24 protein-coding genes, 1 tRNA gene and 1 pseudogene are annotated in these 23,122 nt (G+C 58.3%); 12 read left to right on the top strand and 14 right to left on the bottom strand.

Going from position 1 to position 23,122, the window contains the following annotated elements:
- Positions 1–239: 239 nt before the first annotated feature.
- Positions 240–1,667, top strand: a complete 1,428-nt coding sequence (locus tag NW818_RS03200) for a folate/biopterin family MFS transporter (RefSeq protein WP_414423811.1) — start codon at positions 240–242, stop codon at positions 1,665–1,667.
- A 117-nt stretch (positions 1,668–1,784) separates the two neighbouring features.
- A pseudogene (locus NW818_RS03195) lies at positions 1,785–2,075 on the top strand (DUF6679 family protein); the annotation flags it as partial.
- A gap of 316 nt (positions 2,076–2,391) precedes the next feature.
- Here the strand turns inward: NW818_RS03195 and NW818_RS03190 are convergent.
- The gene (locus NW818_RS03190) at positions 2,392–3,144 is read right to left on the bottom strand and encodes a segregation/condensation protein A (protein ID WP_414349871.1); all 753 of its coding nucleotides are present in this window, start codon (positions 3,142–3,144) and stop codon (positions 2,392–2,394) included.
- A gap of 156 nt (positions 3,145–3,300) precedes the next feature.
- Here NW818_RS03190 and NW818_RS03185 point away from each other — a divergent pair.
- From NW818_RS03185 to NW818_RS03175, 3 genes are all read left to right on the top strand, one after another.
- A tRNA-Val gene (locus tag NW818_RS03185) sits at positions 3,301–3,372 on the top strand.
- A gap of 299 nt (positions 3,373–3,671) precedes the next feature.
- Entirely contained in the window at positions 3,672–4,112 is a 441-nt protein-coding gene (locus NW818_RS03180; RefSeq protein WP_238376922.1) for a hypothetical protein, read from the top strand.
- A complete protein-coding gene (locus NW818_RS03175; RefSeq protein ID WP_011432786.1) occupies positions 4,100–4,996 on the top strand; it encodes a sulfatase-like hydrolase/transferase in 897 nt (298 codons plus the stop codon). The genes NW818_RS03180 and NW818_RS03175 overlap by 13 nt, the downstream gene beginning before the upstream one ends.
- A gap of 180 nt (positions 4,997–5,176) precedes the next feature.
- Here NW818_RS03175 and NW818_RS03170 read toward each other — a convergent pair whose 3' ends face one another.
- The 4 genes from NW818_RS03170 to NW818_RS03155 form a co-directional block, all read right to left on the bottom strand.
- Positions 5,177–6,325, bottom strand: a complete 1,149-nt coding sequence (locus NW818_RS03170; RefSeq protein WP_414341734.1) for an AI-2E family transporter — start codon at positions 6,323–6,325, stop codon at positions 5,177–5,179.
- 32 nt (positions 6,326–6,357) lie between these two features.
- Complete coding sequence (gene fabI, locus NW818_RS03165; protein WP_011432788.1) at positions 6,358–7,134, bottom strand: enoyl-ACP reductase FabI; 777 nt, start codon at positions 7,132–7,134, stop codon at positions 6,358–6,360.
- A 220-nt stretch (positions 7,135–7,354) separates the two neighbouring features.
- Complete coding sequence (aspS, locus tag NW818_RS03160) at positions 7,355–9,160, bottom strand: aspartate--tRNA ligase (protein ID WP_011432789.1); 1,806 nt, start codon at positions 9,158–9,160, stop codon at positions 7,355–7,357.
- 72 nt (positions 9,161–9,232) lie between these two features.
- Entirely contained in the window at positions 9,233–10,198 is a 966-nt protein-coding gene (locus NW818_RS03155) for a metal ABC transporter solute-binding protein, Zn/Mn family (protein ID WP_414423810.1), read from the bottom strand.
- A gap of 59 nt (positions 10,199–10,257) precedes the next feature.
- On the opposite strand from NW818_RS03155, the gene NW818_RS03150 reads away from it, so the two are divergent.
- The gene (locus NW818_RS03150) at positions 10,258–11,019 is read left to right on the top strand and encodes a metal ABC transporter ATP-binding protein (protein WP_414423809.1); all 762 of its coding nucleotides are present in this window, start codon (positions 10,258–10,260) and stop codon (positions 11,017–11,019) included.
- A gap of 24 nt (positions 11,020–11,043) precedes the next feature.
- Complete coding sequence (locus NW818_RS03145; RefSeq protein ID WP_011432792.1) at positions 11,044–11,877, top strand: metal ABC transporter permease; 834 nt, start codon at positions 11,044–11,046, stop codon at positions 11,875–11,877.
- 68 nt (positions 11,878–11,945) lie between these two features.
- Here NW818_RS03145 and NW818_RS03140 read toward each other — a convergent pair whose 3' ends face one another.
- The 3 genes from NW818_RS03140 to NW818_RS03130 form a co-directional block, all read right to left on the bottom strand.
- Entirely contained in the window at positions 11,946–12,230 is a 285-nt protein-coding gene (locus NW818_RS03140) for an RNA recognition motif domain-containing protein (RefSeq protein ID WP_011432793.1), read from the bottom strand.
- A 196-nt stretch (positions 12,231–12,426) separates the two neighbouring features.
- Positions 12,427–13,209: a 16S rRNA (guanine(527)-N(7))-methyltransferase RsmG gene (rsmG, locus tag NW818_RS03135; RefSeq protein ID WP_414423808.1), complete on the bottom strand. Its 783-nt coding sequence runs from the start codon at positions 13,207–13,209 to the stop codon at positions 12,427–12,429.
- Positions 13,206–14,195 carry a hypothetical protein gene (locus tag NW818_RS03130; RefSeq protein ID WP_414423807.1) on the bottom strand — a complete coding sequence of 330 codons (990 nt, stop codon included), beginning with the start codon at positions 14,193–14,195 and terminating at the stop codon, positions 13,206–13,208. Before NW818_RS03130 ends, rsmG begins: the two co-directional genes overlap by 4 nt.
- Before the next feature lie 420 nt (positions 14,196–14,615).
- Between NW818_RS03130 and guaA the strand changes: the two genes are divergently transcribed.
- Entirely contained in the window at positions 14,616–16,166 is a 1,551-nt protein-coding gene (gene guaA / locus NW818_RS03125) for a glutamine-hydrolyzing GMP synthase (protein WP_414417831.1), read from the top strand.
- A 45-nt stretch (positions 16,167–16,211) separates the two neighbouring features.
- Here guaA and NW818_RS03120 read toward each other — a convergent pair whose 3' ends face one another.
- The 5 genes from NW818_RS03120 to NW818_RS03100 form a co-directional block, all read right to left on the bottom strand.
- Positions 16,212–16,433, bottom strand: a complete 222-nt coding sequence (locus NW818_RS03120) for a hypothetical protein (protein WP_011432797.1) — start codon at positions 16,431–16,433, stop codon at positions 16,212–16,214.
- A 2-nt stretch (positions 16,434–16,435) separates the two neighbouring features.
- Entirely contained in the window at positions 16,436–16,762 is a 327-nt protein-coding gene (locus NW818_RS03115) for a hypothetical protein (protein WP_414329244.1), read from the bottom strand.
- 91 nt (positions 16,763–16,853) lie between these two features.
- The gene (locus tag NW818_RS03110) at positions 16,854–17,891 is read right to left on the bottom strand and encodes a CobW family GTP-binding protein (protein ID WP_414349875.1); all 1,038 of its coding nucleotides are present in this window, start codon (positions 17,889–17,891) and stop codon (positions 16,854–16,856) included.
- A 400-nt stretch (positions 17,892–18,291) separates the two neighbouring features.
- Positions 18,292–19,239 carry a DUF4335 domain-containing protein gene (locus tag NW818_RS03105; protein WP_414423806.1) on the bottom strand — a complete coding sequence of 316 codons (948 nt, stop codon included), beginning with the start codon at positions 19,237–19,239 and terminating at the stop codon, positions 18,292–18,294.
- Between the two features lie 61 nt (positions 19,240–19,300).
- Positions 19,301–19,945, bottom strand: coding sequence for a DUF3038 domain-containing protein (locus NW818_RS03100; protein ID WP_011432801.1), 645 nt, complete (start codon positions 19,943–19,945; stop codon positions 19,301–19,303).
- Between the two features lie 391 nt (positions 19,946–20,336).
- On the opposite strand from NW818_RS03100, the gene NW818_RS03095 reads away from it, so the two are divergent.
- Genes NW818_RS03095 through NW818_RS03085 form a run of 3 tightly spaced genes read left to right on the top strand, consistent with a single transcriptional unit; the run spans position 20,337 to position 22,441 of the window.
- Positions 20,337–20,867: an FHA domain-containing protein gene (locus NW818_RS03095; protein WP_414415822.1), complete on the top strand. Its 531-nt coding sequence runs from the start codon at positions 20,337–20,339 to the stop codon at positions 20,865–20,867.
- Positions 20,868–20,897: 30 nt separating this feature from the next.
- The gene (locus NW818_RS03090; protein ID WP_011432803.1) at positions 20,898–21,641 is read left to right on the top strand and encodes a class I SAM-dependent methyltransferase; all 744 of its coding nucleotides are present in this window, start codon (positions 20,898–20,900) and stop codon (positions 21,639–21,641) included.
- A gap of 17 nt (positions 21,642–21,658) precedes the next feature.
- Positions 21,659–22,441 (top strand): ABC transporter permease, encoded by a 783-nt coding sequence (locus NW818_RS03085; protein ID WP_414349888.1) that lies wholly within the window; start codon positions 21,659–21,661, stop codon positions 22,439–22,441.
- A gap of 193 nt (positions 22,442–22,634) precedes the next feature.
- Here NW818_RS03085 and NW818_RS03080 read toward each other — a convergent pair whose 3' ends face one another.
- Positions 22,635–22,826, bottom strand: coding sequence for a hypothetical protein (locus tag NW818_RS03080; RefSeq protein ID WP_414423805.1), 192 nt, complete (start codon positions 22,824–22,826; stop codon positions 22,635–22,637).
- 62 nt (positions 22,827–22,888) lie between these two features.
- On the opposite strand from NW818_RS03080, the gene NW818_RS03075 reads away from it, so the two are divergent.
- Positions 22,889–23,101, top strand: a complete 213-nt coding sequence (locus tag NW818_RS03075; RefSeq protein ID WP_414423804.1) for a DUF4394 domain-containing protein — start codon at positions 22,889–22,891, stop codon at positions 23,099–23,101.
- Positions 23,102–23,122: the final 21 nt, after the last annotated feature.

Here is a 23,122-nt window from a genome sequence, read left to right as displayed (position 1 = left end):
TTAGCGGTCGGAGCCGGGTAGTTTACCTTTCGACCTCATTTCGACCTCATTATTTTGTAGATTTTGTAGCTCGGCTGGGTTGAGCAGAAAGAGCGCTGGGAAGCGCAACCCGTCCAAGGAGGTCGGAGCCGGAAGCCAGTTGGACAGGTTAAGGTGAAGAGACTGTTAAGATTCTTATGGTTTTGCTGTTGCCAAGGCAACACCGCACCAACTAACATCTCGCTACACTGCGACCGCTCATGATTCATCCTCTGCTGCAACGGCTGCACCAATCCACCCTGACCCCGCTGCGGGATATCCACTGGACGCCGGAATTGTTCGGAATCCTCTTGGTGTACTTTGTGCAGGGGGCGGTGGGGCTGGCACGGCTGGCCACCAGCTTTTACCTGAAGGATAGCTTGGGCCTCAGCCCGTCTCAGGTGGCGGCGTTGATGGGCGTTGCCATGAGCCCCTGGATCCTCAAGCCCCTCTACGGCCTGCTGTCGGATACCGTACCGGTGGCGGGCTATCGGCGTCGTCCCTACCTCTTGTTGTCAGGGCTTCTGGGGTGTGGGGCTTGGCTGGGGATGGCCCTGTGGGCACCGACGGCTGGTCTGGCCACCCTGTGGATGGTTTTGGGATCCCTGGCGGTGGCGGTAGGGGATGTAATCGTAGATTCGCTGGTGGTGGAGCGGGTACACGGCAGTGACTGGGCGGGGACGGGCACGCTGCAATCTTTAACTTGGGGAGCAACGGCCTTGGGATCCCTGCTCACCGCCTATTTGGGAGGAGCGCTCTTAGCCCATTATCCGCCGCAGGTGGTGTTTGGGCTGACGGCCTTTTTGCCGTTGTTCATCGCTCTGGCAGCTTGGGTTATTGCCGATCAACCGGTGGCGTTGTCCCAGGGCTGGGATCCCTTGCAACAACAGGTGGGGCAGGTGTGGCGGGCGCTGCGGCAACCCAGCATTTTGCTGCCGGTGCTGTTTGTGTTCGTTTGGCAGGCCACTCCCAGCGCCGATGCGGCTCTTTTTTACTTTGTCACCAACGATCTCGGCTTTGGGCCGGAATTTTTGGGTCAGGTGCGCTTGGTAACCAGCATCGCCAGTTTGCTGGGGGTAGGGATCTTCCAGGTGTATCTGCGGCGGATCCCACTGCGGCCCCTGTTCGGCTGGATGACGGTGATCTCGGCGGCGTTGGGCCTGACCAGCCTTATCTTGGTCTATCACCTCAACCGGGATTGGGGCATCGACGATCATTGGTTTAGCTTGGGGGACAGCCTGGTGCTGACGGTGGCAGGACAGATTGCCTTTATGCCGGTGCTGGTCTTGGCCGCCCGCCTCTGCCCCCCTGGGATCGAGGCCACCCTCTTTGCCCTGCTGATGTCGGCCTTTAATTTGGCGGGGTTTCTCTCCCAAGAGCTGGGATCCCTGCTGATGCATGGGCTGGGGGTAACGGAGACCGATTTCAGCCGGCTGGGGCTGCTGCTGATCCTGACCAACCTTTCTACCCTCTTGCCCCTGCCGTTTTTGGGCTGGCTGCCGGAAGAGAGCATAACCCTTGGCGGAGCAGAACTGGAGGCGGAAGCTCATGCCTCTCTGGAATCCTTTCTGCGGGATGTGCAGGCAGAAGAAGCGGAGACAGCCTTGGCGATGGAAGGGGTCTCTCTGGCCGAAACCGACCCAACCTAAAGAGACTCTGTCTGGCCTCGGGAAAGGCATACAGCCTCGGTGTCCAGCCGCTAAGATGGAGGGATGAGCTGGGTAGCCCCCACAACTCACTCGGATCTTTCACTTCAGGAGGGGACCGTGCTTCATCGTAGGATCTATCAACTCAGCCGCGAAGGCAAGGATGTGTGGATCTATCTGCGGGATCAGGGACGCTGGCTGGAACGGGCCAAGATCCTCGATATCGAAGGGGACACCATCCTAGTTCGCTACGAGACAGAAGATGAGGAGGAGATCTGCTCCTGGGAGGAGATGATTCGCCTGGAAAGCATTGGAGCTGTTGCTCAGCGCCTTTCCACCATTCCCAAGGGGATGCTCAGCACGTCAGATTTGCTCACCTCAGAAGACTGCCCTCCGGCTGAATTGCTGCATCCGCCACTGTTGCCTACCGAAGGAGAAGATCATCCCAGCGGCGAGCGCCTCGTGGAGGATTACTACCTGGATCGGGAGGCTCCTGCCGAGCTGCCGGTGCGCTCCAGTGGGGAAGATCTCAAACGGGCGGATCGTGCCCGGCACGATGCTGAAGGCACGGATTGAGTTCTCCGTTTGCCAGAGCGGCGCAGAAGAGCGCTTGACATCCTCAGGTTCAGACGCCAGCTCAGAAGCCTAGAGGTGGATGGCCCGGCCACGGCCAGAAAAGTTCTCTAGAGTTCACCTTGGCAGATGAAGGGGATCCCAAGGGCGGGATCTACTTTGCCAGGCCCTCAGTTGTGCAGGGTCGGATGGTCAGTGGGCCGTAGAACTCCTCTTGGCACAGCTCCACCTGAGAGCGGGCAGCCATTAGCAGCAATGACCAGAAGACTTGAATGGGGTGAATGGTCCCGCTGCTGCCGTTTTGATAGCTTTTTTGGCAAAAGTGTTGCTGGAGATCGACAAAGCTGATCTGGGTCAGACCCTGCTGCCAAAGCTGAGCCAGCAGAGATTCTAGCTCGGCGGTGGTTTCCAAAAGGTTTTCCGGGTGGGCTAGCTGAGTGATGGCCGACAGCGCTTGCTGGCGAGAAATCCGTTGGGCCAGCGGCTTTGGGGCAGCTTCGGGCTGGTGTTCCAGCAGGGTTTCCAGCTCTTGCAGGTGGGCGATGAGTTCTTTGAGGGTGATGGGCCGGGTACGTTGAAGACGGGGTGCTGCCCTGGGTTGCAACACGCGATCCAAGTGTGCCAAAGACCAGCTTGGCCAGGGATCCACTTCTACCTCCACCGGGCTGGGCTCACTTTCTTCTGCTTCTGGTTCTGCCAAAGCCATCGCCTTAAGATAGACCAACATGGCAGCGTGGAGCAGGGCTTGTCCCGACTCAGACAGGTCATGGCTGCTGCTGGTGGGAGCCATACGGGCCAGAAAGCGATCGATAACCTCGATGACCTGCACATCCCAGGGATCGATCTCGCCTCGTTCTGCCAAATCAATGAGCAGAGCAATTGCCTCTTCGGTCGGTGAGTAGGCCATAGCACCCCACAGCTCCCTGACCCTTACTGTAGCCCTCAGGCCGGATCCCGGCTATCTCTAGCCATCTCCCATGCCGATCCGAATCCTCTAGCTCAATCGCTGACGTGGTAATATAGAGATCCTGCTCTAGTCGATAGCTGCTAGAGTGGTATCTGCGGGCGGTTAGCACAGTGGTAGCGCACTTCCTTCACACGGAAGGGGTCACAAGTTCGAATCTTGTACCGCCCATACCCGCAAACCTGCTCCTGCAGCGAGCTTCAACAGTCCAAGTCCTTCTCCTGGAGGAGAGATACAGGCGGCTAGAAACGACTTTTTCCGCCCCGGGGTCTCCCTGAAGCGCGCCTTAGGGAGAGGACTAATGGCTGTTGAGAACAACTCCGCTTGAGCTTCCAGCGTCTTTGCTGCCAGGCCAGTGGAGAAAGGGAAGAATGGTAGCCTAATCAAAGGGTAGGGTTGAGGCCATGCAAGAATTTCGTCCCGCTAACGCGATCAGAAACCTTCGCTTCATACTCCTGGGCTTGTGGATCTTGAGCCTGCTCGTTCTCCTCATCCAAAACTGGGGATCCCCGGCAAGGGTTGTGGTGGGTGGGCAATCGGGATCCCCGCTTCCTCTATCGTTGGTGCTATTGGCCTCTTATGGGGCAGGGATGGGGCTGGGATTTTTGTATGTAGGCTCCTGGCGATTGCACGACCGGGTGTTCCAGCGACAGGCAATCCGTAAGTTAACTCAGTTGAGCGACCGAGTTCGCTTTTTGGAAGCCCAGCTGATTCCCCCCGACCACTATTTGCCCCAAGATCTGCCGGAGTACGAGCCGGATCCCCAAGCAGGCCGCTATTCCTATTCCAATATCCCGCCGGAACGCATTCGCGATCCCGCTCCTGAGGACGACGATGCGGCAGCAGCTCCCAACTGGCGGATTGTCCAGCGGCCCTACGCCGACGAGGAGGAGGAAGGATGGGATTCCTAAACTGGTGGAAATCGTCTGCCGCTCCTGCGTCTGAGCCCGACCCCCGCCCTGAACCGCGGGGACAGAACAACTATCTGCTCATCGTCCTAGACAGTTGCCGCTTCGACAGCCTGCTGGCGGCCAACCCCAAGCACTTGCTGAAGTTGGGCCCTCTGGAAAAGCGCTGGAGCTACGCTTCCTGGACGGCCCCTGCCCATTACAACCTGCTCATGGGCCTGCTGCCCCACACCAGCCCCATCCACGTTTTTGCGTCCGAGCACTACAAGCAAGATTATCTGCGCTACAACGAGCGGCTCGGCACCCGGCAACCCATTGAGTTCAAGCATCTGCTGCCTCATCTCTATTTGCCGACGCTGCTGAAGCATCAACTGGGCTACACCACCCACGCCATGGTCTCCATGCCGGTGCTCAACCCCAGCACGCTGCTGAATCGGGATTTCGATTCCTACCGCCTCATGCCCCAGCACAACGATATGGCGGCCATGGTGGAACAGTTGCGCTTCGAGCCGGATCGCCCCAGCTTTTACCTGTTAAACGTGGGCGAAACTCACTATCCCTACGCGCTGCCCGATGAGGATCCCAGCTTGTGGCCCCGCATCTCGGGGGTCAATGGGGTGTTGAAGCGGCTGGATGAAGGAGAAGAGGACGGGATCCCCTTTTTCGATTCGGCCCAGTTGGAAGAGCTACGGCAGCGACAGATCCAGGCGGTGCGCTACCTGGATGGGATCTTTGAACAGCTGTTCGACCTGGTTCCCAAAAACACCTACATCACGGTTACAGCCGATCACGGCGAACTGTTTGGGGAGGGAGGCTACTTCGGCCACGGCCCTATCCACCACGAAAAGGTGCTGGAGGTGCCCTTTATCGAGGGCAAAATTCGCTAGCCGGGATCCCTAGGGAGCTCGAGACCGTTTCCTGGACCCAACACCCTCGGCCCCTCTCCCCGAGGGAAAGGGTAGCCATCGATACAGCAACTGGGTTCACTAGGATTGAGCCTCTGCTTCGCTGCCGGTTAGGGTGATCTCCTGAAGCGCATGGACAGAGCTTCTTCCTTTTTCGGGTGGCTAGATCTGCTGGGTCTCCGGCTTGGGCAGGGTGGGATCCCGGCGGGGTTCGCCGTTGGCGCTACTCGGACGGAGCCCTTGCGGGGATCCTTTTACACCGGAACCCAACCCATCTTCGGCGGCCAGGTCGGCAGAGCGGGCGATCTCGTAAAGGCTTTTCACCACACTGCTGAGGGGAATGGCGACAATCACGCCCAGGATGCCCCCCAGTTGCGCCCCCACCAACAGGGCAATCAAGATCCACACTGGATTTAGCCCGATCAGCTCTCCCATCAGGCGGGGGGCGATGACCCGATCCTTCACCTGCTGCACGATCAGGGAAACCAGCACCACTTTAAGGCTGAGCCAAATGTCCTGAAAGGCCAGCAACACCGCCGCCGCCCCAATGCCAATCACCCCCCCCACCAGGGGGATGACCTCCAGCAGGCCGATCAGCAGGCCAAACAGGAGCCCGAAAGGTACCCGCAAAAACCCAAAAACCGGCACCAGCATCAGGGCCATGATGAACCCCAACACCAACTGGCTGATGAGGAAGTTCTGAAAGCTGAGGGCTAGGGCTTCGCCAATGCGCGGCCCCCAAGGTTTGGGGAAGAGGCTGAGCAACCCCTGCCAGAACTGGCCCCCGTAGAGCAGCATGTAGAGGGCCAACACCAGCACCAGCACCAAGTCGATCACCTGGTTGAACGTACCCAGAAGGAGATCCAGGGATTGGCCGGCAATTTTCTCGGCGCTGGCCTGCAGGCGGTTGAGAAGGGTATTGACCAGCTCCGTCTGGCCAAGGTTGATGTTGCGCTCGGCGGCCCAAAGGCTAATCTGGTCGAGCCAATTTTGTAAGGTGTCCACCCACTCTGGGATCCGCGCCCCCAGCTGCACCACTTGCTTGGCCAAGACCGGCACCACGGCGATCCCCACCAAGACCAGCAGCACCACCGAGAGAGCAAAGACCAGGGTGACCGCCAAACCTCGACTGACCCGATAGCGCCGCAGCACCTGCACCGGGTAGTTGAGCAAAAAGGCCAGCACCGCCGCTGTCAGGATGGTGGTGAGCAAATGCCCAAACAGCCGACCCACCTGTATGGCCAGCCAGCCGCTGATGACGATCAAGATCCAGGTGAGCAGCAACCGCTGCAAGGGTGAGAAGCGATTCATGCCGGAGCCATCCCCAAGGGATCCCAAAGCGCTTAAAAACCCAGGATGCTATACCCACTATCCACGTAGATCACCTGGCCGGTAATGCCGCTGGCCAGGTCGCTGGCCAGAAAAGCCGCCACATTGCCCACCTCTATTTGAGTGACATTGCGCCGTAGGGGAGCTTTCTCCTCCACAGCATGCAGCATGGCATGAAAATCGGAAATGGCCGATGAGGCTAAGGTGCGGATTGGGCCGGCAGAAATGGCGTTCACCCGGATCCCGGCAGGGCCCAGCTCGGCAGCCAGGTAGCGGACACAGGTTTCCAGGCCCGCTTTGGTGACGGCAGCCATGTTGTAGTTGGGCACCACTCGCACTCCTCCCAAGTAGGTCAAGGTGAGGACACTGCTGCCGGATCTCAGTAGGGGCTTGGCAGCCCGGCAGAGGGCAATCAGGGAGTAGGTGCTCACATCCATGGCCAGGGCAAACCCCTCCCGCGAGATATCGCTGAAGTTGCCGCTCAGCTCCTCTTTTTTGACATAGGCCAGGCAGTGAACCAGAATATCGACCTGACCCCATTTTTCGGTTACCCCCTGAAACAGATCGCTGATCTGCTGATCGCTTTGCACGTCGCAGGGGAGGAGAAAATCTGGCTGCAAGGGATCCGTGAGTTGCTGAACTTTGGTTTTGAAGCGATCCCGCTCGTCCGGCAGATAGGTAACCCCTAGGCTGGCCCCCGCTTTGTGCAGTTGCTGAGCAATGCCCCAGGCAATGGAGCGCTCGTTGGCAATGCCGGTTACCAAGGCTTTCTTTCCCGTCAGCTGTAGCATGGCAAAAAAAGTAGGGGTGTATTCCTTTCTATCCTCCCACAGGTGGGAGCTGGGGCTGGGAGAAGGGATCCCAGGCACTCCTGAACTCCCGTTAAAAAGGCCCGGCTTCCACAATGAAAGTCCTTATTGGTTGAAAAGGAATATTGTCTGCTGGATCTCCGCAGCCCTGTTACCCGTGCCGAAATCATCGAGCACCCGTGGTCGTTGGAAGATACCTCCCTCAACCGGGCTGATAGGTGGAAGCCACGTGCAGTTCCTTGAGCTGCTTCGCCTCAACGCTGGAAGGAGCGCCGGTGAGCAAACATCGCGCCTGCTGGGTTTTGGGAAAGGCGATGACATCCCGGATGGAATCTTCCCCGGCCAGCAACATCACCAGCCGATCCAGGCCGTAGGCAATGCCGCCGTGGGGCGGGGTGCCATACTCAAAGGCTTCCAACAAAAAGCCAAACTTGTCCCGCGCCTGTTCGGGGGTGAGGCCAATCGCTTGAAAAACCTGCTCCTGAATTTCCCGCTGGTAAATCCGCAGGGATCCCCCTCCTACTTCCACGCCGTTCCACACCAGGTCATAAGCCTGGGCCCGCGCCGTTTTCAGGTCGGCCAAGTCGTCGGGGTGGGGGGCGGTAAAGGGGTGGTGCAGGGCTTCCAGGCGATTTTCTTCGGCGTTGAACTCAAACATGGGAAAGTCGGTGATCCAGAGGAGATTCAAGGCGTTCTCTGGGATCAAACCCAGCTCCTGGCCCAGGTGCAGCCGCAGCCGGCCCAAAGACTCGTTCACCACTGCCGCCGGCCCTGCCCCAAACAGCAACAGATCCCCTGGCTTGGCCTGGGTGAGATCCAGCAACCGCTTCTCCTGCTCGGGGCTCAAGCTCTCTTTCAGGGCGCCGATGGTATCGAGGCTGTCGGGCCGCACCCGGATAAAGGCCAAGCCGCCCGCCCCATACTGGGTGACCAGCTTGAACAGATCCCCGCCTGGTTTGATGCGGGTGTTGGAGATCTTTTCATCGCCGCCGGGCACTGGCAGGATTTTGATCAAACCGCCCTCAGCCAGCACTTTGGCGAAGACTTTGAATCGGGATCCCTGAAACACCTCCGAAACATCCACCAACTCCATCCCAAAGCGGGTGTCAGGCTTGTCGGAGCCGTAGCGGGCCATGGCCTCGGCATAGGTCAGGCGCGGGAAGGGACGGGGCAGGTGGATCCCTTTGACAGTTTTGAAGATATGGCAGATCAGTCGCTCGTTGAGCTCCAGGATCCCTTCTTGATCCATGAAGCTCATCTCCATGTCCAACTGGGTGAACTCCGGCTGCCGATCCGCCCGCAGATCCTCATCCCGAAAGCAGCGGGCGATCTGGTAGTAGCGATCCACGCCAGCCACCATCAGCAGCTGCTTAAAGAGCTGGGGCGACTGCGGCAGGGCAAACCACTCGCCGGGGTTGACGCGGCTGGGCACCAGGTAGTCTCTGGCCCCTTCTGGGGTGGAGCGGGTGAGAATGGGAGTCTCCACCTCGACAAAGCCCTCCTCGTCTTCTAGGAAACGGCGGATGGCCTGGATGACCCGGTGGCGCAGTTGCAGGTTACGGGACATGCGCTCCCGCCGCAAATCCAGGTAGCGATAGCGCAGGCGGATCTCTTCTCGCACTTCCTCTGCTTCTTCTCCCGAGACGCTGAAGGGGAGCTGCTTGCCGACTGGACTGAGCACTTCCAACTGTTCGGCGTAGATCTCGACCTCGCCGGTGGCCAGGCGAGGGTTGAAGGAGTCGGGGGGCCGTTGCTGGACAGTTCCCGTTACCCGCACCACATATTCGTTGCGCACTTCCCCCGCCAGTGGATATGACTGCGGAGTTTTCTGCGGATCCGCCACCAGTTGCACAATGCCAGAGCGATCCCGCAAATCCAGAAAGATCACCCCCCCGTGGTCGCGGCGGCGGTCGATCCAGCCGTAGAGGGTGACGGTCTGGCCAATGTGGGCCGGGCGGACTTCGCCACAGTAGAGGGTGCGGGCCGGGCGATGGATGGCAGCAGGCATGGAAGAGGTGAGAGAACAAGGGTCTGAGCCCCTATCATACAAAACTCAGACCTCCTGCCTCGACTCAGCTTCTCAAGAGCATTCAGGGGATCCGCCCAGGGCTACCACAATCGTGCAGGTGTTGTGGCGCATCATGGCAACGTAAGTTTCGGCGCCGCTGCCTGGCTCCCCCAAAGAGTCCGAGTACAGTTTCTGTTCGGCTACCTTGACCCCGGCTTCGGTGGCCACCGTTTGGAGGAGAGCGGGGTTGAGGGTGGTCTCAGCAAAGATAGCCGGCACCCGCAGAGCGCGGATCTCCTCCACTAAGCGGGCCACTGTCTGGGCGCTGGGCTGTTCTTCGGTGCTGATCCCCAGCAGGGATCCCCCCATTTTTAGACCGTAGGCTTGGGTGTAGTAGGCAAAAGCATCGTGAGTGGTCACCAAAACCCGGTTGGGAGGGGGGATGGTCTGAATTTGCTCCCCAATCCAGGCATGAAGCTCCTCCAGCTCTGCTCGATAGGCAGCAGCATTGGTTTGGAAGAAGGTCGCCTCGCCAGGCACCTGTTCCGCCAGCTCTTGGGCGATGCGCTCCACCATGCGGATGACGTTTTCCACATTGCCCCACACGTGGGGGTCGGGAGTGGGGATCCCATCCTCCTCATTGGTGACGATGGGATCGAGGATCTCGGCCAAGGCAACCCGCCGCGCTCCTTGGGCCGTGGCTTCGATGAGACGCATCAACCCCGGCTCCAGGTTGTAGCCATTCCAGAACACCAAGTCTGCCCGCTCTAGGGCCATCCCATCCGCCGGTGCCGGCTCGTAGATGTGGGGATCCATTCCCGGCTGCAGCAGGCTGGTGAGCTGGATGCGATCTTGGCCCACCTGCTCCACCCAATCGGCGATCAACGTAGTGGTAGCCACAACGCGGGGACGCGCCCATCCCGAACCGGCCAAGGCCAGAAAACTGCCGTTCCCGTCAGCGAGACAGAGTCCTATTGCCAAGCCGAAGGCTGCTACCCAACGGCGCCGCCCCCAAAGGAAGACAAGACTTTTGATCATCGTTTCATGGTTTAGATGTCCCTTTAGGGTACACTGGACTTACCGAAAATGAAAACAAAATGAAAAAGCAACTTCCTCCTCTCCCTCTTGGTCCGGCCAGGGGATCCCTGGTGGTGCGGGATCTGACGGTGCGTTACGGCAGCCTGCGGGTGCTGCAAGGGATCCAAGCTGAAATCGCGCCGGGCCGCGTCACGGGCATCCTTGGGCCCAACGGAGCCGGCAAAAGTACGTTTCTCAGAGCGCTGCTGGGGTTGGTGCCGCTGGAACGGGGGGAAGTGCGCTACGGTGGGCAAGCGCTGTGGGGAGAGCAAGTGGCCTATGTACCCCAGCGCTCGGCCATCGACTGGACGTTTCCCGCCACGGTGTGGGATGTGGTGTTGATGGGGCAGGTGAGAGCTGCTGGCTGGTTTCGCCGCATCGGGAAAAAGGGGCAGCAGCGGGCTGCTCAAGCCCTGGAGCGGGTGGGGATGGGGGCCTACCGGGATCGCTCCATTGGAAAGCTGTCGGGGGGACAACAGCAGCGGGTGTTCCTGGCGCGGGCCTTGGCGCAAGAAGCGGAGATCTACGCCCTTGACGAACCCTTTGCCGGGATCGACCAGCCCAGCGAAGCTATTTTGTTCCAGGTGTTGCGGGAGCTGGCAGATGCCGGCCACATCGTGATGGTGGTGCACCACGATTTGGGGCAGGCCCGGGCCTACTTCGACGAAGTGCTCCTCCTCAACCGTGTCTTAATTGCCCAGGGATCCCCGCGGGAGGTGTTGCAGCCAGCGGTGTTGCAGCGGGCCTATGGCCGAGCCCTGCTGCTGGACTCAGCTGCCTAGGGAGAGTTTGAGGTCAACAACGTTATGGAATGGCTCTGGCACAGCCTGGCGGATCCCTTGAGTTTTGCCTTCATGCAGCGGGCTCTGCTGGTGGCGGTGGCCGTCGGCATTCTCTGTGCCGTGGTGGGCAGCTATCTGCTGGTGCAAAGCTTGGCCCTCCTGGGGGATGCCATCAGCCATTCGCTGCTGCCGGGCCTGGCCATTGCCTACATGCTGGGCCTCAACCTGTTTGTGGGAGCCTTTGTGGCCGGTCTCCTCAGCGCCCTGTTGATCCAATGGATCCGCTCCGCCAGCCCCCTCAAGCCGGATGCAGCCATGGGGATCGTCTTTTCGGCCTTTTTTGCCTTGGGGATCCTGTTGATCACTTTGATCCAACGGCGGGCTCGCATCGATCTCAACCACTTCCTCTTCGGCAACCTCCTGGGGGTGAATGCTGTCGATGTGCTGACAGTGGTGGGCATCACCCTTTTGGTGTTGGGGTTAGTGGCCCTCTTCTTCAAGGAATTGACCTTTTACAGCTTCGATCCCTTGGGGGCCAAAGCAGCCGGCCTGCCCACCGAGCGGCTGGGGTGGGGGCTGATGGTGCTCACTTCCCTGACGTTGGTGGCCAGCATGAAGGCAGTGGGCGTGCTCTTAGTGTTGGCCATGCTGATCACGCCAGCGGCAACCGCCTATCTGGTGGTGCCTCGATTGCACCAGGTGATGCTGTTGGGATCCCTATTTGGGGTGAGCGCCAGCCTGCTGGGGATGTACGCCAGCTACTACCTCAATGTGGCCTCCGGCCCGGCCATCGTCCTGGTGGCCTCCGCCTGGTTTAGCCTGGCCTTTCTGGGCAGAGTGTTCTCAGGAACGCGCTAGAAACCAGGGATCGCGGGTTGGGATCCCTGGCTCAAACCTCATCTGAGAAAGGGTAGATGCATGTTAACTCAAAAGCGGGAAGAGCGGCCATCCCGACCGCCTGCGCTGGTCTGCCGAGGCAACGCCTTGTTGACCCTCAGATCCCGGCCCATCCAAGTAGCACCGTCCAGCTCGTCGATGGCCTTTTGCTCATCGGCTTCGTTTTCCAGTTCCACAAAGGCAAAACCTCGCTTACGGCCAGTCTCCCGATCCACCGGCAGCTTAATTTGCTTAACGGTGCCGTATTCGGCAAACACAAGCCGCAGATCTTCTTCGCTGGCCTTGAAGGACAAATTACCCACAAAAATGGTCATGGTGTAGCAAACTCCGAACCTTACCCTTTAGCGTTCAGTTCGGAGGCTCACCTGGTTAAACCATTCGCTCAATCCGAACCTCATGCCAACCACATCTTAGTCTTCCCAATGGCATTTGCAAAGCCATCCTTCCAGCTTTTTGTCCGAGAATTGGGAGAAGCTTTTGTAGCAAGATGGAAACTCAGGATCCTAACCTTCATGGGCGATTGCTTTGGCCCAACGGTTGGCGTTTGGGAGTGCCGGGAGAGCGGGGATAAGGAGGCGGTGTTGGGGCCACTTTCTCCAGCAGTAGGCAGTGGCGCACCCCACGGCTGCGGGGTGTGGTGAAGGCTTCTACATGGATCAGTTTTCCGCCCAGGATCTTGAGGGCCCGCTCCAGCGTTTGGGCTTCTGCCTCGGTCCAATGGCCGCGATAGAGGATGGCGCGTCCCCCCACCTTGAGCAGAGGCAGGCAATACTCGGCGCAGGTCTCCGCCGAGGCCAGGGCCCTGGCCAGAGCAATATCATAGCTGCCCCGTTCCTGCGGGTCTTGCCCCCAAATTTCGGCCCGCTGAGCCACTGCCCGCGCTTGGGTGAGGGAGAGCCTTTGCAAGGTGTCCTGTACAAAGGCAATCTTGCGTTGGGTGCTGTCCAGCAGGGTAAAGCGGGTTTGGGGCAGGGCAATTTGGGCCGGGATCCCTGGAAACCCTGCCCCGGTGCCGATGTCGATCCCCCGCCAGGGCTGAGCTTGGATTGCCTCCCAGGATCCCAGCAGGCGTAGGCCCCGCAGCGAATCCCACAGGTGTTTCTCCCAAAAGTCGATGGGATCGGTGATGCGGGTCAGGTTCTGGGCTCGGTTTCCGGCCATCACCAGCGGATAGAGCTGTTGCAGTTGTTGCTGCTGCTGTTCAGAAGGCTGCCAACCCAGCTCCGCCAGCCAGCTTTCCCACAGCGTCTTGAGCTGTGGGGGCTCAGAGGAAGAAGCGTCAGCCTTCTTCATCCCAGGGATCCCAGTTTCAATCCAGCGGGGATGGCTCTGTCGGCCCAGCCTTTCAGCTCTTGGGTCAAGCCCTGCAAAGAACGGTCGGTGCCCAGCAGCTCTTGGTTTAAGCAAACCAACTCCTGCAAATCCAGCTCCTGACAGCTGGCCCAATCTTCCGCCAGCAAGTTAATCGGCTGCGGCTGAGCCTGAAGCAACTGATGAGAGGCCAACTCCAGCTCTACATTCAAAAGCACCTGCTCCAACCGCTCTACCCGCTCCTGCATTTGCGCCAGCAGGGCTGCCAACTGCTGACAGCAATGGTGAACCCGCTGAGCATAGATCTTGAGCGGCAGGGTCAGCGGCAGCAACGACTCAGACAACAGTTGAATCAGGTGCTGGGCCTCCAGTTCTTCCAGTTGCAGGTCTTGCCAAATGGCGTGGTAAAGATGGAGCGAGCGACGACAGGTTTCCAGGCGCTGGTAGCAGGGCTGTAATACAGAACCGCGCAGCTCCTGCAGATAGTCGGCCCACAGTTGCCCAGCCTCTACTACCCAACCTGTCTGGAAAAAACTCCACCCCTGGGCCAACAGCCAACTGATCAACAGGCCCGCCAACAATTGGTTTTTTTGTCGCAACAGGAAAGGCGAAAGGTGCTCTCCCCAAACGGCTAACCCCAGCCAGATCAGGGCAGCCAAAGTCAAATGGGGCAAGCTGATCATCTCGGCCAACAGCTGGGCAGACCAGCGCTGGCGCAGCATCCAGATCACCCCGGCGCCCAAGCTGTACAGCCCTCCCCCCAACAGCGGGATCAACACCAGCCACAGGGGTTGTCCCCTCCACAGGTGCGATAGTGACCCATCTTCGCCCAGCGCATCCCAACTGAGCAAGTACAAAGCCAGCAGAGCCAAAACCACGACCCAGCCCTGCTGTCGCTTGAGACGGCGGGCTAGAAGACGACGGCGGCGGCGCAGATAGGTTTGAAAGGACTCGGCAACAATCGACATAAAAAAATGGCACTGCGGATCCCTACCAATACCCCCACCGGCCTGGAGCGCTCCTTCACGATCATAAGTCTTAACTTTGCTAGGTCATCTGGCTTCTGTATTGCGTTGTTGGCGGGAGTCATGCCCAGCCGGTGGCCAGCTTTTTCAGGGGCTCATCAGGCGGTTTTTCGGCGAGACTCCTCCGAGAAGCGCTGTTTTCTCGGCAAGCCTGACAGAGGCTTTTTAGAGCAGGCAGCCGCGTGCAAGCTCTCCACCCCTGTTACCATGGAAGAGCCCTTAATGTTTCTTTCGTATCCATCGTATCCATAGCCAAGCTAGTCTCTTGGACCGGCTTTTTTATTGTGCACTGTGCCAGGTTTTGTGATCCCTTCTGCATCTCCTCCCAGTTCCGGCCTTTCCCCCCTCGAAGTGCAGCGCCAGATGATCGTCATTCTCGATTTTGGATCCCAGTACTCTGAGCTGATTGCCCGCCGCATTCGCGAAACCCACGTCTATTCGGAAATCCTTTCCTATCGCACCACTGCTGAGCAACTGCGGCAATTGCGACCGCAAGGCATCATCCTCTCCGGGGGCCCCAACTCGGTGTATGAGCCAGCCGCTCCGGTGTGTGACCCCGAGATTTGGAACCTAGGGATCCCGGTTCTGGGGGTGTGCTACGGCATGCAACTCATGGTGCAGCAGTTGGGGGGCAAGGTGGAAGCAGCCCAGAAGGGGGAATATGGCCGTGCCGCTCTGCACATTTTGGATCCCACCGATCTGCTCACCAACCTGCCGGAAAACAGCATCATGTGGATGAGCCACGGGGATTCGGTTACCGAACTGCCGCCGGGCTTTCACACCTTGGCCTCTACCGACAACACCCCCTGTGCCGCCATTGCCGATCCAAGGCGTCGTCTCTACGGGGTGCAATTTCATCCGGAGGTGGCCCACTCAGAGGCTGGCGCCTTTCTCATCCGCAACTTTGTCTATCACATCTGCGGTTGCGAGCCCACCTGGACAACGGCAGCTTTTCTGGAGGAAGCCATTCGAGAGGTACGTGCCCGTGTGGGCAATAAGAAGGTGCTGTTGGCCCTCTCGGGGGGGGTAGACAGCTCTACTTTGGCTTTTCTGCTGCACAAGGCCATCGGCGACCAGCTCACCTGCGTGTTCATCGACCAAGGGTTTATGCGCAAGGAAGAGCCCCAGCGGCTGCTGCGCCTTTTCCAAGAGCAATTTCACATTCCCGTCCACTACGTGGATGGCCAGGAGCGGTTTCTCCGGCAGTTGCAGGGGGTTACCGATCCCGAAGAAAAACGCAAACGAATTGGGGCAGAGTTTATTCGCGTGTTTGAGGAAGAATCCCAGCGGCTGGGTCCTTTTGAGTACTTAGCCCAAGGCACTCTCTACCCAGACGTGATCGAGTCTGCCAATACCCATGTGGATCCGGTTACTGGAGAACGCATTGCCGTCAAGATCAAAAGCCATCACAATGTCGGCGGCCTGCCCGAAAATCTGCGCTTTAAGCTGGTAGAGCCTTTGCGCAAGCTCTTCAAAGACGAGGTGCGGCAACTGGCCCGCTCTTTGGGGCTGCCGGAAGAAATTGTTGGCCGCCATCCTTTTCCCGGGCCGGGGCTGGCCATCCGCATTGTAGGCGAGGTTACCAAAGAACGGCTGGAAACCCTGCGAGAAGCGGACATGATCGTGCGGCAGGAGATCAACCGCTCCGGCTACTATCCCAAACTTTGGCAAGCCTTTGCCGTGCTGCTGCCAGAGGTGCGGTCGGTGGGGGTGATGGGGGATAAGCGCACCTATGCCTGCCCGGTGGTGGTGCGGCTGGTTACCAGCGAAGACGGTATGACCGCCGATTGGGCGCGAGTTCCCTACGACCTCTTGGCCACCATTTCCAACCGCATCGTCAACGAGGTGCCCGGCATCAACCGCGTGGTTTACGACATCACCTCCAAGCCCCCTGGCACCATCGAGTGGGAGTAGGCGGGATCCCTTGCGTCTGGCCTCGATTCCCGGCTGGATCGATGGCTACCTATGGCCAGCTTCCGGCAGGGAATAGGAAGGGCTTGAGCTGAAGGGCTGAGCGGCTTGGACTTCCATTCGGGCCAAAGTCGTAGCGGCATCCGCCAGTTGCAGAGCAAGGTTGGCACGGCTAATCGGATCCCGGGCATTCCAGAGATCCTGTCCCAAACAAAACACCCGATAGCGAAAGGCTTTGATCGAGCGCGATGGGATGACCTTGACAGTCATAGCTACAACCTCTTCTCCACAGAGACGTGAATAGTCAGCAGAACCCGCTCGGGCTCAAGGTAAACAAATGTTACCAAAACAACCTCGTCCTCAGAGGTAATGCTTACCGGGCAGGTGGCTTTCGGGGGTTCCACCCGTTCATGCCGTACCCCCACAGTGTATTCTCCAATTGGCAGGTCATCAAATCCAGCGTCCGCATAGATCAACTCAATGGTTTCTTCTGCAATCAACTGCCCCTCTCGCTCCAGGAAACTGAGAAAAGGGATCCCATCGATGGAGGTGAGCGCGTTGTTGGCCTGGTTGCGGATCATCACGAAGATGTCGGACATGGAGGGTGCGCCATCACCTCAGGGGTTTATGATCGAGGGTGCTGGAATGTAGCCCAACTTTCTTTAGCCTGGACTGCCGCCAAGTCCTGATTCAGCGACCAAACCCTTGACCCCGCGTGGCCGGGCGGGCAAGACAGGCTTGGAGTTTTTTCCGCAGCTGGGCTGTATCGAGGCGCTGACCGATGAGCACCAACTGGTTTTTGGGCTGGCGAGGCCACTCATCGCTGCTGAGGGTATAGCGCCGACCGCTGAGGTGAAAGATATGTCGCTCTGGGCTTTCCTCGAACCACAACACCCCTTTGGCACGAAAGACTGCATCGGGCAACTCGTTGAGAAAATTTTGGAAAGCATCCAAAGAGAAGGGCTGATCGCTCTCAAAGGCTAGGGAGTTAAAGCCGTCGGCCTCGATGTGGCTGTGATGGGAGTGGTGGTGGTCATGATCGTGCTCATGGTCATGGTGGTCGTGACTGTCGTGATCATGGGCTTCTTCTTGGGGCAAGGAACTGGCCTGAAACAAATCGGTATCCAAGATCAGCTCCAGGGGAACTGCGCTGTTGACGGTGCGCAAAATGCGGGCATCTTCTTTGATCTCGCGGATGCGTTTTTCCAGACGCTCGATCTCGGCTTCCTCGACCAAATCGATTTTGTTGAGGAGAATCACATCCCCATAGGCAATTTGGCTGTAGGCCACGTTGCTGTTGAACAGATCGGGGGCAAAGTTGGTGGCATCTACCAGGGTGATGATTGAGTCCAGCCGCGTCAGATCTCGCAATTCTGGCCCCAAAAAGGTGAGGGCAACCGGCAAGGGATCCGCCAATCCCGTAGTCTCCACCACCAGGTAGTCGATCTTGTCGGAACGTTCCATCAACCGCAACACGCTTTCGGCGATGTCGTCCCGGATGGTGCAGCAGATGCAGCCGTTGTTCAGCTCCACCAAGTCTTCTTCGCTGGAGACGATCAGTTCCGCATCGATGCTGATCTCGCCGAACTCGTTGACCAGCACCGCTGTGCGCATCCCTTTCTGGTTGTTGAGGATGTGGTTGAGAAGGGTGGTTTTCCCACTGCCCAAAAAACCTGTGATGATGGTGACAGGTAAGCCTCGCTTAGGCACTTCGATGGTTGCGGTCATAGAGTGGCAGCGATCCGATATAGAGGGAACTCTTCCACTTTACCCTCATTGCCCTTGTCCCCTGAGGCCGGGTGAACCTCTCAGATGCGGTCGGTAGAGCCTTTGCGCCTCGGCATTGGCGGCGTCGCCAGTGTGGCCCTGGCTCTCCCAACTCGGCGGCCTCTCTCTTTCTGGCTTACTCTTCAGGGTCAGATTGCTTCCTCTAATCCCCTGGCCCTGAAAGTAGGGTTATTTCGATTCAAACTGGGACAATGCACCCAACACCTAAAACGTTGAACGCAGGGGGCCAGAGAGCTGTTCTCAGTGGCCCACGGGTCTCACCCTAACCTGAAGTGACTATCGATAACATCCCTAGGTAGACTATAGTGCTGACCCACCCCAGCTTGGCCTGTCGGGATGCCTACCTGTCCTGGGTTACTTCCACCTGGTTGCCCGGCTCTAGGCTGACGCGGAACTGTTGGGCGCCTGTCGGCAAGGGATCCGGCGGTAGCTCCGGCAGGTCGGCAAATGGGGTTTCGGCTCGGCGCTCTCGGGCAAGCTCATTCTCCGGCTCGGCGGCCAGCAGGGATCCCGTCTCATCTACAGTTACTCGATAGGCCAAGCTCTCCGGCAAATCGGGGGGAGACTGCCACTGCTCCGCCAGAATGTCTCGCAGACGGGAAAGGGGATCCGCCCCTGCTGCCTCTCTTCCCGCTGTTGGGTCAGATTCTTGGAGGGATGTGGCCAAAGGCTGCGATTGACCCGTCAAGGCAGGGATGGTGAGCTGCTCTTGCGGGGAAGGGGAAGCTGTGGGATCCCTAGGGGGGCGACTGGCCCAGATCCCAACACCGGCCACAACTGCGATCCCTCCCACCAGCAGGGCCGCGATCCCAGTGGGCTGTCGATACCAAGCCCGCGTCACCGGAGTTCCCAGATTGGCCAGTTGGGGAATGTCATCCGCCACCTGGGAGAGGTTCTCCAGCAGGTCGTACAACTGCGTCATCGACAAATCCACCTGCGCGATGCGATCTTCCCCTTGGCGCACCGTGAGACGATGAAAAATAAAATCAAGCGGACGGATGGCCACGGTACCGCTGAAGGTTCCCTTGGGTTCCCCACTCAAGTGGGATCCCACGTAGCGGTCGATTACGGTGATCAAATCGTTGAGCCAAACGTTATCGCCGTGTAAAGTTTTGACCGTTTCCCCCTGGCGGATTTCCAACTGACACTCGAAGCTGCGCTGGATGGCTTGCAGCGGCGGCGTTGCAGAGGAGTCTGAAGAATTGGAATCGGCAGGGGCTTCTCCCCGTACAGTCAGCGTAGAAGTGGGCTGTTGATAGGTGTGGCTAACCAGGGTAAGGTTGGGCATGGCAACTGCGGGCGAACAACACGGGTAGAGGGCTACAGAGGCGATAATTGACAAAACTGCCTCAAGAAGAGGGTGAGGCATCGGGGCCGGAGCTGTGGGCTACCCCCTCTTCTTCCAGATCGCTGCCGGCAGGCAAATCCATCTCAGGACGGCTGAGCAAGGCTTTCCACAGGCGCTGAGCGCCTTTCGGGCTACTGTAGAACATCAGCTCAATCAAGATGCGCAGGGCCAGCTCGGTGAGGCTATTCTCATCGCGCACGTCCCCATCCACCATGCGGCTGCGGTAGTGAGAGAGGAATTCATCCAAGTAATCTCCCACCAGCGGCTGACGGAAGGGGCTGAGCTCTTGATCGACAGCGGCTTCCAGTTGCTCCAAGGTGCTGCGGATACGGGCTTGTTGCTGAGCAGCCAGATAGGCAATCACCATCACCAGGGCGCGGGCCTCTTCGATATCGACCTTTTTGCGCCCACCGCTGCTGCGGCGCAAGGGGTTAGCATTGCGCAGTCGCCAGAGGGTCACCCGGTCGCCAATCTGCTCTTCCAAGTTGAGGGCTTTGGCTGCGGCCAGAACCGCTTCGGAACTTTCTCCGCTCAGGGACTCCAACCCCAGCAGTAGCAAGTCCAACTGGGCTTTGATGGTACCGGTGGCTGTGTTCAGGCCAACGGGCCGACTGTCTAACTGAATGTGCTTGTGTTCCACCGTCACGCTGTCAATGGGAGCTTTGGGTTTCGACGAAACTCTATGATCTCCTGTCCAAGCCAAACCTGCAACCTACCTCCCTGCGCTCTAGTCTAAAAGACTTTGGGCATGCTAGACTGCTCGCCAGCCTGCCGAGAGTTGAGCTCTCAGGGTTCTTCCCCAAAACGGGGTAACTCTGGATGCATCTTAGACCAATAAGAATGGGTTTTCTGGGCCGGTTTCTGTTTCGGCAACACCCCTACTCCTAGCTGAACTTGGGCTTTTGGACTCAGGGGGATGGCTACTTATAATGGGGAAAGCAGCTGCTGCTTTGGCCTTTAAGAGCTAAGTGACTACCCACCTTCATTGAGTTTCCCTTTTGTTGACACCAGCGACTCTAGGTGCAGCTTGATTCATCATGGCCTCTTCTGCTCGCTGCAGTACTCAGCCTGTCCCTGTTCTTCACTGGGTCTTGATCTTCAGGGATCGATTGGGGCAGAGGGGGGTTGTTCTGGATAGTATCTATTACTCAGTGGGACGGTCTAAAGACAATCATATTCGCCTTTACGATCCCTGCGTCTCTCGGAAACACGCTTCCCTCATCCGCATCCCAGGTTCAGGGCCAACTGCACAGGGATCCCTGCAGTACAGCTACATGGTATTCGATGGCAGTCCGGGATCCAGGCCCAGCACCAATGGCCTATTCGTCAACGGAAAACGGGTTTTGTCCCATCGCCTTCAGCTCCTAGATAAGATAAGGTTTGGGCCGAACGTAACAGCAATTGTGGAGACAACGGATCGACTCAGCCCGGAAACCCTAGCCAAGTTATTGCAGCCTCTGGATGCTGCTAGCTCTACATCCCCATCCACCTTTGATTTTAATAAAGACACGGAGCCGAACCCGGAAAACCTGGCTCAGCCAGAGGAAGAGGATTTCACTGTTGCCTAAGCCAACCCAACCAGTCTTCTGAATCCTCCTGTGCCCCCCATCCCACCTGCTCTGAGCGGCTACTGGCAAAATGCCTTTGACCTAGAAGCCCATCTGGGATCCTTCCTGGGCCTTGGGGCTGCCGATCTGCGGGAGAAACTGCGGGCAGGGCAGCAGCAATTGGCGGAGTTGGGCCGGCGAGACTTTGGCTGGGATCGGGCAGATGCGTTTTATCGGGATCAGGTGAGATCCGCCTATCTGCTGGATTTGGCGGCTTGGCACCTGAGCAGCACCGACTACATCGGCGATACCTTACGCCTGGTGGCGGATCATGCCCGCGGGTTGGTGTTGGATTTTGGCGGCGGCATCGGCACCCATGCTATCGGGGCGGCCCTCTGCGCAGCGGTGGATCAGGTGATCTTCTGGGATATCAACCCCATCCATCGGCAGTTTGTGCAATGGCGGGCGGAAAAGCTGGGCTTAACCGAGCGCATCCACTGTCCAGAAAACTTCCCAGAAGAGATCTTTTTTGACACGGTCATCTGCTTCGATGTGGTGGAACATCTGGCGGATCCGGCAGCGCAGTTGCGGCAGTTTTACGACTGGCTCAAGCCGTCAGGTAAGCTTTTGATCAACTGGTACTTTTTCAAGGGGTTTAACGGCGAGTTTCCTTTTCACCTGGACGACCCGCAAAAGGTAGAGCAATTCTTTCAGGTGCTGCAAAGCTGTTTTTTGGAGGTGTTTCACCCCTATTTCATTACCGCCCGCTGTTACCGCAAGTGGGATAAAAGCTGAGATTGGAGAAAACCAAGGTGCTGCGCTATTTGCGGATATTGTGGCTGTTTTGGAGCACCTCAATCGCGGCAGAAATGGAGTACCGTGCCAATTTTTTCTTTGCCAGCCTCAGCAGTCTGGGTGGCTTGGGATCCGCTCTGTTTGGGCTGTCGTTGTTTTACCAGCAGGGGCACCGGCTGGGCGGTTGGAGTTGGCCGGAAGCCCTCATCGTGTTGGGGGTGTTCACCATTCTGCAGGGGGTGTCGGCCAGTCTCTTTAACGTCAACCTCAATCGCATTGTGCAGCAGGTGCAGGAAGGCACCTTGGATTTTGTTTTGCTAAAGCCAATAAGCAGCCAGTTTTGGCTGTCGGCCAGGGTGTTTTCCCCCTGGGGCCTGGTGGATATCGGCTTTGGCCTGTTGCTGATTCTCTACGCCGGGATCCAGCTCCATTTGCCTGCTTGGGCCTATGCTCTGGGGCTGCTGCCTCTGCTGCTGGGGCTGATCATCCTCTACAGCCTCTGGTTTATGTTGGGAGCCACCAGCATTTGGTTTGTCAAAATCTACAACGTCACCGAGGTGCTGCGGGGCCTAGTAGAGGCAGGACGATTTCCGATAGTGGCCTATCCGGTGGCCTACCGCGTGTTTTTCACCTTCGTCGTGCCGGTGGCTTTCCTGACCACCATCCCGGCGGAGACCCTGCTGGGGCGAGCCCAATGGCCGTGGCTGCTGGGATCCGCTCTGCTGGCGGCAGGGCTGTTGTGGGGATCCCATCTCTTCTGGCGCTTTGCCCTGCGCTTCTACACCAGCGCTTCCAGTTAAAGTCTGGGCCAAAAAGCTTGGATCCCACGCATCCGAGTTTCCAGGAGTTGAGTAATTTCTACAGACGCGCCCCACGCGCTGACATCGCGGAGAGCAACTGCCTTCAGTACAAGGCAGAGGGAATCGCAGAGTTCTCTGGGTTGAGGGCAAAAAAGTTTTCACTGCAGCGCTTTGCAGCCACAGGCTCTGTGGTTTAGGGGGGCTTGTCTGTCAGTGGTTTTGATGGTTTGTCGATCTTTTGAGGAGCCTGTTCAATGCACAAACACACAAGCTTTGTAGCAGCATCTGTGATAGCCGGCAGTTTTGCTCTCTTGGGCTGTGGCAGCAGCACTTCGTCTTCGATGATGCCTTCCCAAGCGGATTTGGTGGCTTTGAGCAGCGGCAACCGCCTCACCTTTATCCGCTCCGCCGATGCTTCTGTGCTAAGGATCCCTGACGGTAACAGGAGTGAACGGCAACCTCATTGGTATCGATGTGCGTCCTGCCAACCGACTGCTCTATGGACTCACCGACACCAGCATCCTTTACACCATCAACTTGCAGACCGGTGCCGCTACCGTAGCCAGTACCCTGTCAGCGCCCTTTACGGCGGGCATGCTTTCTGGCATGGACTTCAACCGTTCCGCAACTCATGGTCGTTTATTTCACCGCCCAGGATGAACTAAACAACCGGTTGCTTCC

The sequence above is a fragment of the Synechococcus sp. R6-5 genome (assembly GCF_047461775.1).
In the GTDB taxonomy this organism is placed as follows: Bacteria; Cyanobacteriota; Cyanobacteriia; order Thermostichales; family Thermostichaceae; genus Thermostichus.
The sequence above is the reverse complement of the archived record's forward strand: the minus strand, read 5'-3'. Positions and strand labels throughout refer to the sequence as shown.

Bases quoted from the DNA above. Each gene is read 5' to 3' on its own strand.
- fabI (WP_011432788.1), bottom strand. From the start codon at position 7,134: ATGCTACAGCTGACGGGAAAGAAAGCCTTGGTAACCGGCATTGCCAAC.
- NW818_RS03175 (WP_011432786.1), top strand. From the start codon at position 4,100: ATGGGATTCCTAAACTGGTGGAAATCGTCTGCCGCTCCTGCGTCTGAG.
- NW818_RS03105 (WP_414423806.1), bottom strand. From the start codon at position 19,239: ATGCCCAACCTTACCCTGGTTAGCCACACCTATCAACAGCCCACTTCT.
- NW818_RS03140 (WP_011432793.1), bottom strand. From the start codon at position 12,230: ATGACCATTTTTGTGGGTAATTTGTCCTTCAAGGCCAGCGAAGAAGAT.
- NW818_RS03110 (WP_414349875.1), bottom strand. From the start codon at position 17,891: ATGACCGCAACCATCGAAGTGCCTAAGCGAGGCTTACCTGTCACCATC.
- aspS (WP_011432789.1), bottom strand. From the start codon at position 9,160: ATGCCTGCTGCCATCCATCGCCCGGCCCGCACCCTCTACTGTGGCGAA.
- NW818_RS03095 (WP_414415822.1), top strand. From the start codon at position 20,337: ATGGCCTCTTCTGCTCGCTGCAGTACTCAGCCTGTCCCTGTTCTTCAC.
- guaA (WP_414417831.1), top strand. From the start codon at position 14,616: ATGATCGTCATTCTCGATTTTGGATCCCAGTACTCTGAGCTGATTGCC.
- NW818_RS03120 (WP_011432797.1), bottom strand. From the start codon at position 16,433: ATGACTGTCAAGGTCATCCCATCGCGCTCGATCAAAGCCTTTCGCTAT.
- NW818_RS03150 (WP_414423809.1), top strand. From the start codon at position 10,258: ATGAAAAAGCAACTTCCTCCTCTCCCTCTTGGTCCGGCCAGGGGATCC.
- NW818_RS03130 (WP_414423807.1), bottom strand. From the start codon at position 14,195: ATGTCGATTGTTGCCGAGTCCTTTCAAACCTATCTGCGCCGCCGCCGT.
- NW818_RS03155 (WP_414423810.1), bottom strand. From the start codon at position 10,198: ATGATCAAAAGTCTTGTCTTCCTTTGGGGGCGGCGCCGTTGGGTAGCA.
- NW818_RS03145 (WP_011432792.1), top strand. From the start codon at position 11,044: ATGGAATGGCTCTGGCACAGCCTGGCGGATCCCTTGAGTTTTGCCTTC.
- NW818_RS03190 (WP_414349871.1), bottom strand. From the start codon at position 3,144: ATGGCCTACTCACCGACCGAAGAGGCAATTGCTCTGCTCATTGATTTG.
- NW818_RS03115 (WP_414329244.1), bottom strand. From the start codon at position 16,762: ATGTCCGACATCTTCGTGATGATCCGCAACCAGGCCAACAACGCGCTC.
- rsmG (WP_414423808.1), bottom strand. From the start codon at position 13,209: ATGAAGAAGGCTGACGCTTCTTCCTCTGAGCCCCCACAGCTCAAGACG.
- NW818_RS03200 (WP_414423811.1), top strand. From the start codon at position 240: ATGATTCATCCTCTGCTGCAACGGCTGCACCAATCCACCCTGACCCCG.
- NW818_RS03170 (WP_414341734.1), bottom strand. From the start codon at position 6,325: ATGAATCGCTTCTCACCCTTGCAGCGGTTGCTGCTCACCTGGATCTTG.